General features: G+C 68.8%; 9 protein-coding genes and 1 pseudogene. 7 read left to right on the forward strand and 3 right to left on the reverse strand.

Annotation, left to right across the window (positions count from 1 at the left end):
• Window positions 1–18: 18 nt before the first annotated feature.
• The 3 genes from ASE35_RS16905 to ASE35_RS16915 are packed head-to-tail and all read left to right on the forward strand — an operon-like array spanning window position 19 to window position 3,127.
• Window positions 19–1,026 (forward strand): HlyD family efflux transporter periplasmic adaptor subunit, encoded by a 1,008-nt coding sequence (locus tag ASE35_RS16905; RefSeq protein WP_057164581.1) that lies wholly within the window; start codon window positions 19–21, stop codon window positions 1,024–1,026.
• A 53-nt stretch (window positions 1,027–1,079) separates the two neighbouring features.
• Window positions 1,080–2,015, forward strand: a complete 936-nt coding sequence (locus tag ASE35_RS16910) for an ABC transporter ATP-binding protein (RefSeq protein WP_057159890.1) — start codon at window positions 1,080–1,082, stop codon at window positions 2,013–2,015.
• Window positions 2,012–3,127 (forward strand): ABC transporter permease, encoded by a 1,116-nt coding sequence (locus ASE35_RS16915; protein WP_057164582.1) that lies wholly within the window; start codon window positions 2,012–2,014, stop codon window positions 3,125–3,127. Before ASE35_RS16910 ends, ASE35_RS16915 begins: the two co-directional genes overlap by 4 nt.
• A 65-nt stretch (window positions 3,128–3,192) precedes the next feature.
• Here ASE35_RS16915 and ASE35_RS16920 read toward each other — a convergent pair whose 3' ends face one another.
• Window positions 3,193–3,666 carry a hypothetical protein gene (locus tag ASE35_RS16920; RefSeq protein WP_157489532.1) on the reverse strand — a complete coding sequence of 158 codons (474 nt, stop codon included), beginning with the start codon at window positions 3,664–3,666 and terminating at the stop codon, window positions 3,193–3,195.
• A gap of 411 nt (window positions 3,667–4,077) precedes the next feature.
• Between ASE35_RS16920 and ASE35_RS16925 the strand changes: the two genes are divergently transcribed.
• Together ASE35_RS16925 and ASE35_RS16930 are read left to right on the forward strand one after the other, a co-directional pair.
• The gene (locus tag ASE35_RS16925; RefSeq protein ID WP_162259068.1) at window positions 4,078–5,877 is read left to right on the forward strand and encodes a DUF1800 domain-containing protein; all 1,800 of its coding nucleotides are present in this window, start codon (window positions 4,078–4,080) and stop codon (window positions 5,875–5,877) included.
• Between the two features lie 19 nt (window positions 5,878–5,896).
• Window positions 5,897–7,291: a DUF1501 domain-containing protein gene (locus tag ASE35_RS16930; RefSeq protein ID WP_057164585.1), complete on the forward strand. Its 1,395-nt coding sequence runs from the start codon at window positions 5,897–5,899 to the stop codon at window positions 7,289–7,291.
• 28 nt (window positions 7,292–7,319) lie between these two features.
• Here the strand turns inward: ASE35_RS16930 and ASE35_RS16935 are convergent, their stop codons facing one another.
• Window positions 7,320–7,817: a GNAT family N-acetyltransferase gene (locus ASE35_RS16935; protein ID WP_057164586.1), complete on the reverse strand. Its 498-nt coding sequence runs from the start codon at window positions 7,815–7,817 to the stop codon at window positions 7,320–7,322.
• A 16-nt stretch (window positions 7,818–7,833) separates the two neighbouring features.
• Window positions 7,834–9,180, reverse strand: a pseudogene (gene miaB / locus ASE35_RS16940) (tRNA (N6-isopentenyl adenosine(37)-C2)-methylthiotransferase MiaB); the annotation flags it as partial.
• A 193-nt stretch (window positions 9,181–9,373) separates the two neighbouring features.
• On the opposite strand from miaB, the gene ASE35_RS16945 reads away from it, so the two are divergent.
• The gene (locus ASE35_RS16945; protein ID WP_057164588.1) at window positions 9,374–10,333 is read left to right on the forward strand and encodes a lytic transglycosylase domain-containing protein; all 960 of its coding nucleotides are present in this window, start codon (window positions 9,374–9,376) and stop codon (window positions 10,331–10,333) included.
• Between the two features lie 236 nt (window positions 10,334–10,569).
• Entirely contained in the window at window positions 10,570–11,181 is a 612-nt protein-coding gene (gene petA / locus ASE35_RS16950) for a ubiquinol-cytochrome c reductase iron-sulfur subunit (protein WP_056181512.1), read from the forward strand.

Genomic DNA, 11,181 nt, shown 5'->3' on the forward strand with positions numbered 1-11,181 from the left:
GTTTTCCGGAGCCCTCCGATGAGTCATCCGATCAAGCGCCATTTCCGCTGGGGCGCGCCGCTGTTGCTGGCGCTGACCGTATCCGCCTGCGGCGACGAAAGTCCGCAGGCGCTGGGTACGCTGGAATGGGACCGCATCACCCTGCCGGCCCCGGCCGCGGAGAAGGTGGTGCGCATCGACGTGCGCGAGGGCCAACGCGTTGCCGCCGGCGCGCGCTTGCTGCAGCTCGAGCTCAGCCGCACCCAGTCGCAGCTCAATGCGCTGCAGGCGCAGGCGCGCCAGGCCGGCGATGCCCTGGCCGAGCTGCAGGCCGGTCCGCGCAGCGAGGCGATCGCCCAGGCACGCGCCCAGCTGAGCGCGACGCAGGCGCAGGCCGCCGATGCGCGCGCCTACTACGCGCGTCTGCAGCCGTTGGGCCGGCAAAAGCTGGTCGCCGCCTCCGACGTCGACCGCGCGCGTGCCGCCGCCGGCAATGCCGAGGCGCAGGTGCGCGCGGCGCAGGCGGCGCTGCTGGAACTCGAGCGCGGCACCCGCAGCGAGCGGATCGCGCAGGGCGAATCCGCGCTGGCCGCGGCCCAGGCCCAGGCCGCCACCCAACAGGTCAATCTGCAGAAGCTGGACGTGGTCGCGCCGCGCGCGGGCGTGGTCGACAGCCTGCCGTACAAGCTCGGCGATCAGGCCCCGGTGGGCGCGCCGCTGGCGGTGATGCTGGTCGGCGCGGCGCCGTACGCGCGTGTCTACGTGCCCGAGCCGATCCGCGCCAACGTGCGCATCGGCCAGGGCGCGCGGGTCTACGTCGACGGCCGCGCACAGGCGTTCGCGGGGCGCGTGCGCGCGATCCGCAGCGATCCCAACTTCACGCCCTACTACGCCCTGACCGGCGAGGACGCCGCGCGTCTGAGCTACCTGGCCGAGGTCGAACTGACCGCGCGCGCCGCCGCCGACCTGCCGGCGGGGCTGCCGGTGCGGGTGGAGTTCGATCCGAACGAATCCGAACCGGCCCAAACCAGCGAGCCCCTGCCATGAATGCCGACGGCGCGACCGTTCGCCAGGGGGCCGATCCGGCCGGCGAGCCGGCGATCCGCGCGCGCGGCCTGAGCAAGCAATTCGGCGCCCTGACCGCGGTGAACCGCGTCGACCTGACCGTGCCGCGCGCGCATGTGTACGGCTTCCTCGGCCCGAACGGTTCGGGCAAGTCGACCACCATCCGCATGCTCTGCGGGCTGCTCACGCCCAGCGCCGGCGACATCGAAGTGCTGGGCCTGCGCATCCCCGAACAGGCCGAGGCGCTGCGCAAGCGGATCGGCTACATGACCCAGAAGTTCTCGCTGTTCGAGGACCTCACCGTGCGCGAGAACCTGGAGTTCCTGGCGGCGGTGCAGGACATCCCGCGTGCGCAGGCGCGCCAGCGCATCGACGAGCTGGTCGAGCAGTACCACTTCCAGGATCGCCAGAAGCAACTGGCCGGCACCATGAGCGGCGGCCAGAAGCAGCGCCTGGCCCTGGCCGGCGCGGTGATCCAGAAACCCGAACTGCTGTTCCTGGACGAACCCACCAGCGCGGTCGATCCGGAGTCGCGGCGCGACTTCTGGGAAAAGTTGTTCGACCTGGCCGACGCCGGCACCACCTTGCTGGTGTCCACCCATTACATGGACGAGGCCGAGCGCTGCCATCGCATCGCCATCCTCGACCGCGGCGTGCTGGTGGCCGACGGCACCCCGTTGGAGCTGACCGGCGAACTCGTCGGACGCACGGTGCAAGTGCTGGCGCCGCAGCCGCGGCGCGCGCAGCAGGCCCTGGTCCAGGTGCCCGGCGTGCTCAGCGTCGCCCAGATCGGCAACAGCCTGCGCGTGCTCGCCGACCGCGACGGCGATACCGCCGCGCGCCTGCGCGAGGTGCTGGCCAAGGCCGGCATCGAGGCGGAGGTCGCGCCTTCGCAACCCAACCTCGAGGACGTGTTCGTCTCGGCCACCCGCGGCCGCGAACAGGACGCGACCAAGGAGCGCGCCGCATGAACCTGCGCCGCTTGTTCGCGATCGTGTTGAAGGAACTGCGGCAGATGCGCCGCGACCGGGTCACCCTGGCGATGATCGTCGGCATCCCGGTGATGCAGCTGGTGCTGTTCGGCTACGCGATCAATCTCAACCTGCGCGGCCTGGAAACCGGCGTGGCCGATCAGGCCAACACCGCCGCTTCGCGCGCGCTGGTCATGGATATGGTCGCCACCGGCGTGATCGCTCCGACGGTCGCCGCGCGCACGCCCGAGGAACTGATGCAACGCCTGCGCCGCGGCGAGATCAGCGTGGGCGTGGTGATTCCGCCCGACTTCGAACGTCGCCGCTACGAAGGCCGCGAGGCCGTGCAGGTGCTGGTGGATGGCAGCGACACCACCGTCCAGGCCGCGGCCTCGCAGCTGGCGCAATTGCCCCTGAACTCGACCCCGACCAGCAACGACCGCCCGCTGCGCGCGGGCCCGGGGCAGGGCGGCGGCCAGATCAGCGTGGTCGCGTTCTACAACCCCGAGCGGCGTTCGGCGATCAATATCGTCCCCGGTCTGATCGGCATCATCCTGACCATGACCATGGTGATGTTCACCGCGGTGGCGGTGGTGCGCGAGCGCGAGCGCGGCAACATGGAACTGCTGATCGCCACCCCGCTCAGCCGCAGCGAGCTGATGGTCGGCAAGGTGTTGCCCTACGCCGGCATCGGCCTGATCCAGACCACCCTGGTGCTGCTGCTGGGCCAGTGGCTGTTCGACGTGCCGATCCGCGGCAGCGTGCTGGACGTCTACTGGGCCGCGATCCTGCTGATCGTCGCCAACCTGAGCCTGGGCCTGCTGATTTCGACCCGGGCGCAATCGCAGTTCCAGGCCATGCAGATGGCCTTCTTCGTGTTCCTGCCCTCGATCCTGCTGTCGGGCTTCATGTTCCCGTTCGCGGGCATGCCCAAAGTCGTGCAATGGCTGGCCGAGGCACTGCCGCTGACCCACTTCCTGCGCCTGATCCGCGGGGTGATGCTGCGCGGCGCACCGCTGTGGGAACTATGGCCGGACGTGCTGGCGCTGCTGGCCTTCATCGCGGTGATGATGACGCTGGCGATCCTGCGCTTCCGCAAACGCCTGGACTGAGCCGGCCGTGTCGCCAGCAAGCGGACGCCGGCAGGGCGTCCGCTTGCGCTAGTGCGACCGATGGATCACTCGTTGCGCCGCGACTTGGTGGAGCTGACGCCCTTCTCGCTGATGCTCCTGGACGCGGGCAGGACCTCGATGGCCTGGTTGTGTCGCGGCTTGGCAGGGGCGGCGACACCTTGTTCGCTGATGCTCTTGGAGGCTGGCTCCACGGCCGTGCCATCGTTGCGCCGCGATTTGGTGGAGGAGACGCCTTTTTCGCGGATGCTCTTGGACTCGGGTTCGGCCCCGGTCTCGATGCCGGGCTCCGGCTTGGTGGAGCTCACCCCCTTCGTGCTGATGCTCTTGGATGCAGGATCGACATTGGTGTCGGGGTCGGCGCTGCTCTTGGCGTCGAAGGAGGCGCCTGCGTATTCGGTGGCGCGCGCCGCGTCTTGCTCCTGGGCCCAGGCCGTACCGGTCGCGAGTGCCAGCGACAAACCGATCGACAGAATTACGTTCCCGGACAGTTCGTTCCTAGACAGTACGTTCCTGCTCATGGCGTCTTTTCCTTAAAACCGCGGAGGGGTGGGGTGGATGTGTTCTAGCACCCTCGCGGCCCGCAGCATGGCCGGGCCGGGAATGTTGTTAATTTATAGTTAACGACGCGGACAGCTCAGGTTCACGCGCCGCAGCCGGCCTGTCGCGGCGCGCCGCGATGTCGCTGCGATGCCGGACATCGTTGGATGCGTGCGCGAATAGGCGACGTCGTCGTCGCTTGTTGTATGCCGATCTTGGCGGGCCTGCGACTGGCGATACCGTCGCGATGCGAACGCGGCATGGCTACCGCGACCGCGGTCTTCGATCAAGTCGATCCGACGCGCGCGCGCATCGATTACTGTGCGTGCTATCAAGAATCCGAACATGCCGGCGCGCTAGCATCACCGCCCATCAGCGAAGGGGGCGGCTGCATGAGATGGATCGCATTGCGCGCAGGATGGGCGACCGTCTGGCCGCGTCTGTTGGTGCTGCTGCTGGTGCTGGGTGTGGTGTCGGTTCCCGATCGTTGGTGGCGCGCGCTGTCGCCGCCGCCCGCGCCCAAGGCCGTCGCGAACGCGGCCAAACCGGCGCCGCCGAAGTCCGGACCACTGCCGGCGCAACTGGTGATCGACGATGCACAGGCCGCCAACTTCCTGGCCCAGGCCACGTTCGGCCCGACCTGGGCCGACATCGACCGCGTCCAGCAACTGGGCTACTCGGGCTGGATCGATGAGCAGGCGACCGTGCCGCTGTCGTCGCAGCTGCGCTTCCTCAACGCCGCCAGCGCCGCGACCGGCGGCGACCTGCGCCGCGAATGGCGCATGGACGCCTGGTTCCTGCACGCGCTGGGCGGGCGCGATCCATTCGATCCGCAGCTGGTGCACCGCGACCAACTGCGCCAGCGCGTGGCGTTCGCGCTCAGCGAGATCCTGGTGGTGTCCGACGCCAATTCGGACCTGCTCGGCAACGCGCCGCATGGCGTCACCGATTACTACGACACCCTCGCGCGCGGCGCCTTCGGCAACTTCCGGCAACTGCTGGAGGACGTGACCCTGCATCCGGCGATGGGCATCTACCTGTCGATGATGCAGAACCAGAAGCCCGACCCGGCGCGCAACATCCGTCCCGACGAGAACTACGCGCGCGAGGTGCTGCAGCTGTTCAGCGTCGGCCTGTTGCGGCTGAATCCCGACGGCACGCCGTTGCTGGAGAACGGCCGCAACGTGCCGACCTACAACCAGGACACGGTCAAGGGCTTCGCCCACGTGTTCACCGGCTGGACCTTCAACGGCTGCCGCGAGTTCGATTGCTACTACTACGACTCCGACGCGCCGGCCTGGATCAAGCCGATGCAGAACCACGCCGCCTACCACGCCTCGGCGCAGGCCAAACAGTTGCTGGTGTACCCGGGCGTGGCTCTGTCCGGCGGCGTGTTGCCGGCCGGCGGCGACGGCCCCACCGATCTGCGTGCGGCGCTGGACAACATCTTTCAGCACCCCAACGTCGGGCCCTACATCGGCAGGCAGCTGATCCAGCGCCTGGTCACCAGCAATCCCAGCCCGGCCTACGTCGGTCGGGTCGCGGCGCGCTTCAACGACAACGGCCAGGGCGTACGCGGCGACATGAAGGCGGTGGTCAAAGCTATCCTGCTGGATCCGGAAGCGCGCGATCCGAACCAACGCCCGGCCCACTTCGGCAAGGTGCGCGAGCCCCTGTTGCGCCTGACCCATGTGTGGCGCGCGACCAAGGCGCGTTCGCAGTCGGGCTTCATGGACGAGTTCTGGACCATCGGCTACGGCATGGGCCAGGCGCCGTTGTCCTCGCCGTCGGTGTTCAACTTCTTCAGCCCGAGCTATTCGCCGATCGGCGAGCCCGCGCAACTGGGGCTGGCGGTGCCGGAAATGCAGCTGGCCACCGACTATCAGATGCCCGGCACCGAGGGCTATTTCGGCGCCAAGATCTACGAGGTGTTCGTCGGCGCGCCGGACCTGAGCCCGCACGAGGTCGCGATCGACCTGGCCGACGACATGCCCTACGCCACGCGTCCGGCCGATCTGATCCAGCGCTACAACACCCTGTTCCTGTCGGGACAGATGTCCACGCGCATGCGCGGCGTGCTGCTGCACCGCTTGAACGGCATGCCGGCCGGCACCGACGAAGAGCGCCGCGTGCGGATCCAGGAAGCGCTGTACATCATCGTCAACTCGCCCGAATACGTGGTGCAGAAATGAACGCACGAGGAGACGAAGCATGAACCGTCGCGACTTTCTGAGCCGGGCCATCCTCGCGGGCCTGGGCGGCGCTGGCCTGTACTCGGCGCGCGGCAATCTGCGCCTGCTGGAGTCGGCGACCCGCGCCTACGGCCCGAACGCGTTCTCCGACTACAAGGCGCTGGTGTGCGTGTTCCTGTTCGGCGGCAACGACGGCCTGAACATGGTGGTGCCGCGCAGCGCCACCCATTACCAGCGCTACGCCACCGCGCGCGCGACCCTGGCGGTGCCGCAGGCGCAGTTGCTGGCGCTGACGCCGCAAGCCGGCGGCGGCGCCTCCGACGGCGCCGACTACGGCCTGCAGGCCTCCACCAACGGCAACGACGCGATCGGCATGAGCGGCCTACAAGGCCTGTTCAACAACGGCCGCGCGGCGATCCTGGGCAACGTCGGCACCCTGGTGCGGCCGGTGACCAAGGCCCAGTACCAGGCCGGCGGCGCCGACGTGCCGCCGCAGTTGTTCTCGCACAACGACCAGCAGTCGTACTGGCAGATCTCGCGCGCCAACGACGGCAGCGGCCTGGGCTGGGGCGGTCGCATCGCCGACCTGCTGCACGACGCCAACCCCGGCGCTTTCATTCCGATGAACATCGCCCTCAATTTCGAAAGCATCCTGCACCGCGCGCAAAGCGGCAGCCAGTACGTGATCGGCAGCGACGGCCCGCGCAGGTTCAGTTATTTCGAATGGGACGGCGACACCCGCGAGGCCATGCTGGGGCTGATGCAGCAGGGTACGCAGGGCCACGTGTTCGAACGCAGCTACGCCGACGCGTTCCGGCGCGCGCGAGAGAACGCCGAGGCCGTGTCCACGGCGCTGGAGAGCTCGACGCCGCTGACCACGGCGTTCCCCGACAACGACCTGGCCAGCCAGCTCAAGATGGTCGCGCGGCTGATCAAGGTGCGCAGCGTGCTGGGGTTGAAGCGGCAGGTCTACTTCGTGTCGATGGGCGGCTTCGATCACCACGACCGCCTGCTGGCCGAGCAGCCGGAGTTGCTGTCGCAGCTGTCGCAGGCGATGACCGCGTTCTATCAGTCGACGGTCGAGCTGGGCGTGGCCAACAACGTCACCGCCTTCACCGCCTCGGACTTCGGCCGCACGCTGTCGTCCAACGGCGACGGCTCCGACCACGGTTGGGGCAGCCATCACTTCGCGGTCGGCGGCGCGGTGCGCGGCGGGCGTTTCTACGGGCGCATGCCGACCCTGCAGAACGAGGGGCCCGACGATGCCGGCTGGGGCCAGATCATCCCGACCACCTCGGTGGATCAGTACGCGGCGACCCTGGCGCGCTGGTTCGGCGTGGGCGATTCGGAGCTGGACCTGATCTTCCCGAACCTGCGCAACTACCCGAGCCGCGATCTGGGCTTCATGGTCTAGCGCACAGGCGGCGCGACGACGCGCCGCCTCATAGCAGGCGGTGCATCACGTATACGTCGACCAGGCCCAGGCTGACGTGGCGGAAGGCGCCGGGGATCTGGCCGACGATCTGGAAGCCGTGCTTGAGCCACAGGTGCACGGCGGCCGCGTTGCTGCTGACGACGTAGTTGAACTGCATCGCCAGGTAGCCGGCCTGGCGCGCCTGCGCCAGCGAGTGCTCGCACAGCGCCGAGCCCACGCCCTGGCCCCAGCAGCGTTCGGCCACCATGTAGCTGGCGTTGGCGACATGGTCGCCGCGGCCGGCGTAGTTGGGGCCGAGCTTGTAGCCGCCCAGGGTTTCGCCGTCGTCGCCCTGGGCGATGTAGCAGCGGTAGGGCGGGGCGGTCCACATTTCGCGCGCGCGTTCCAGCGACAGCTCGGCCGGATAGTTGTAGCTCTCGCCGCGCGCGAGCACCTCGTGGAAGATCGGCCACAAGCGGTCGAACTCGTCTGGGCCGATCTCGCGGATGTTGAAGTCGCGGTCCATGCGGGGCTCCGTGGGCTCAGGCGGCGTCGCGGTCCTGTTCGGTCAGCACGCGTCCGCGCAACGAGTTGGACAGGGCATCGGTGATGACCACGTCGACGAACTGGCCGATCAGGCGCGCCGGCGCGGCGAAGTTCACCGAGCGCATGTTCTCGGTCTTGCCGGTGAGTTCGTTGGGGTCCTTGCGCGAGGGGCCCTCCACCAGCACGGTCTGGACGCTGCCGACCATGGCCTGGGAGATGCGCATCGCGTTGACGTTGATGGTGGCCTGCAGGCGCGACAGGCGCGCGTGCTTCTCGGCGTCGCTGACGGCATCTTCCAGATCGGCCGCGGGCGTGCCGGGGCGGCGCGAGTAAATGAAGGAGAACGACTGGTCGAAGCCGACGTCCTCGATCAGTTTCATGGTCTTCTCGAAATCGGCCTCGGTTTCGCCGGGGAAGCCGACGATGAAGTCCGAGGAGATCGAGATGTCGGGACGCACGGCGCGCAGCTTGCGGATCTTCTGCTTGAACTCCAGCGCGGTGTAGCCGCGCTTCATCGCCGCCAGCACGCGGTCGCTGCCGGCCTGGACCGGCAGGTGCAGGTAGTTGGCCAGCTGCGGCACGTCGCGATAGGCCTCCACCAGCGAGTCGCTGAACTCCAGCGGGTGCGAGGTGGTGAAGCGGATGCGGTCGATGCCGTCGATCTCGGCGATGGTGCGGATCAGCAGGCCCAGGTCGGCGATCTCGCCGTCCTCGCCGTAGGGGCCGCGATACGCATTGACGTTCTGGCCGAGCAGGTTGACCTCGCGCACGCCCTGGGCGGCGAGCTGGGCGACCTCGACCAGCACGTCCTCGAACGGGCGGCTGACTTCCTCGCCGCGGGTGTAGGGCACCACGCAGAACGAGCAGTACTTGCTGCAGCCCTCCATGATCGAGACGAACGCGCTGGGGCCCTCTGCGCGCGGCTCGGGCATGCGGTCGAACTTCTCGATCTCGGGGAAGCTGATGTCGACCTGCGGCTTGCCGGTGGCGCGCTTGGCGGCGATCAGCTCGGGCAGGCGGTGCAGGGTCTGCGGGCCGAACACCAGGTCGACGTAGGGCGCGCGCTTGACGATGGCCTCGCCTTCCTGCGAGGCGACGCAGCCGCCGACGCCGATGATGACCGGGCGGTCGCCCTGTTTGTGCTGCTTCCAGCGCCCGAGCTGGCTGAACACCTTCTCCTGGGCCTTTTCGCGGATCGAGCAGGTGTTGATCAGGATGACGTCGGCTTCGGCCGCGTCGGTAGTGAGTTCCAGGCCTTCGCTGGCGGCGAGTACGTCGGCCATCTTGGCCGAGTCGTACTCATTCATCTGGCAGCCGTGGGTCTCGATGAAGAGTTTGCCGCGGGGCGTGGGGGCCGCGTCGGCTTCGGGCGCGACGGGCAAAACGGTGTCGGTCATGGCGGTGTCCGGGGAGGGCGGCGGTTAATCCGCGCCGGAAAGGGGCGCCAGTTTAGCGCCTTGGGCCGGTCGGAGGCGGCCGTCACGTTTTCGAATCAAGGACTTGGCAACCCGTGCCCGAAGGGAGACACTCGCCGCCATGAGGGGGGGCTCGCTACTGCTGGGGATCGTCTGCCTGCTGGCCGTGGCGCCCGCCGTGGCCGGCACCGTGTACCGCTGCGACAGCGCGAGCGGCGAACGCAGCTACGTGAGCAAGCGCGTGCCCGGGGCCAAGTGCACCGTGGTCAGCCAGTACCGGCCCAGCCGCTCGGCGGCCTACGTGCCGGCGCGCGCGCCCAGCGGCGCCGGCAGCGCGACGCCGGCCAACCCGGTCGCGGGCTCGCCCGCCTCGATCCATTCCAACCCGCCGGCCACCTTCATGGGCACGTCGGCCACGGTCGCGACCGCCGCCAGCGCGCCGCAGGCGGCGCCGGCCCCCGTCGCCGCGATGCCGGCCGCGCCCTCGGCGCCCAGCTCGCGTCTGGTCCAGGGCCAGGTCTATTCCTATATCAAGGACGGCGTCCGCCACTACACCAGCAAGCGCCCCAAGGGCCTGGCCAACGCTTCGGCGGTGCGCACGATCAAGTACAGCTTCATGGAGACCTGCTACGCCTGCGCGGCGCGGCCGGGGGTCAATTTCGGCTCGATCCGCCTGAACATGGAGGCCTACCGCGACGAAATCGCGGCCGCGGCCCGCCAGCACGGGGTCGAAGAAGCGATCGTGCGCGCGATCATCCATGCCGAGTCGGCCTATAACCCCAATGCGCTGTCGCGGGTCGGGGCCCAGGGCCTGATGCAGCTGATGCCGGCCACCGCGCGCCGGTTCGGGGTCTCCAACGCCTTCGACGCCAGCCAGAACATCCAGGGCGGCGTGCAGTACCTGGCTTGGCTGCTCAAGCGTTTCAACGGCGATCTGACCCTGGCCGCGGCGGGTTACAACGCCGGCGAGGGCGCGGTCGACAAGTACAAGGGCGTGCCGCCCTACAGCGAAACCCAGCGCTACGTGCAGCGCGTGGCCTTGCTGGCGCAGCGTTACCGCGCCGGCCCCGTGGTGCGCTGATCCCCGTCCCGTGGACGTTTCCGCGACGGTCGCGGCGCGATCGGCGCCCCCGCGCGCTTGCGGCGCAGGGGGGCGACGGCCTCGGGCCGGCGCCTGCGGCCGGGTTTCGCCGCAGCGGCGGATTGTCGGGCCGTTAACCGTTCCGTTACACTTCCCCGTCTTTTGAGCCGCGAGCCGTCGCCAGTGGCGGCGCGCTGTGCGGCGTAACTTCGAATTGCAGCTTTGCGGAGTGCCGGATGGCCAACCAAGGGGTCAACGATCCTATCAATACGGGCCGCCGTCGGTTCCTGACGGCGACCACGGCAGTGGTCGGCGCAGTCGGGGCCGGTTTTGCGGCGGTGCCCTTCATTAAGTCCTGGAACCCCAGCGCGCGCGCCAAGCTCGCCGGTGCTCCGGTGACGGCCGACATCAGCGCCCTGGAGGAAGGCCAGCGCCTGGTCTTCGAATGGCGCGGTCAGCCGATCTGGATCGTCAAGCGCTCCAAGGCGATCCTGGAAGCGCTGCCGACCCTGGACAGCCATCTGCGCGATCCGCTGTCGACCAACCTCGACCAGCAGCCGTCCTACATCAAGGGCGAGTTCCGCTCGATCAAGAAGGACATCTCGGTCCTGGTCGGCCTGTGCACCCACCTGGGCTGCTCGCCGGAAATGAAGGCCGAGATTCGTCCCGAACCGTTCGATCCGGAGTGGAAGGGCGGTTACTTCTGCCCCTGCCACAAGTCGCGCTTCGACATGTCCGGCCGCGTGTTCCAGGGCGTTCCGGCGCCGATCAACCTGCTGGTGCCGCCGCACCACTACGAGAACGACACCACGATCATCATCGGCGTGGATCCGAAGGGAGCGGCGTAA

It is taken from the genome of Lysobacter sp. Root916, from assembly GCF_001429785.1.
In the GTDB taxonomy this organism is placed as follows: domain Bacteria; phylum Pseudomonadota; class Gammaproteobacteria; order Xanthomonadales; family Xanthomonadaceae; genus Lysobacter.

Bases quoted from the DNA above. Each gene is read 5' to 3' on its own strand.
- ASE35_RS16905 (WP_057164581.1), top strand. From the start codon at position 19: ATGAGTCATCCGATCAAGCGCCATTTCCGCTGGGGCGCGCCGCTGTTG.
- ASE35_RS16915 (WP_057164582.1), top strand. From the start codon at position 2,012: ATGAACCTGCGCCGCTTGTTCGCGATCGTGTTGAAGGAACTGCGGCAG.
- ASE35_RS16920 (WP_157489532.1), bottom strand. From the start codon at position 3,666: ATGAGCAGGAACGTACTGTCTAGGAACGAACTGTCCGGGAACGTAATT.
- ASE35_RS16925 (WP_162259068.1), top strand. From the start codon at position 4,078: ATGAGATGGATCGCATTGCGCGCAGGATGGGCGACCGTCTGGCCGCGT.
- ASE35_RS16930 (WP_057164585.1), top strand. From the start codon at position 5,897: ATGAACCGTCGCGACTTTCTGAGCCGGGCCATCCTCGCGGGCCTGGGC.
- ASE35_RS16935 (WP_057164586.1), bottom strand. From the start codon at position 7,817: ATGGACCGCGACTTCAACATCCGCGAGATCGGCCCAGACGAGTTCGAC.
- ASE35_RS16945 (WP_057164588.1), top strand. From the start codon at position 9,374: ATGAGGGGGGGCTCGCTACTGCTGGGGATCGTCTGCCTGCTGGCCGTG.
- petA (WP_056181512.1), top strand. From the start codon at position 10,570: ATGGCCAACCAAGGGGTCAACGATCCTATCAATACGGGCCGCCGTCGG.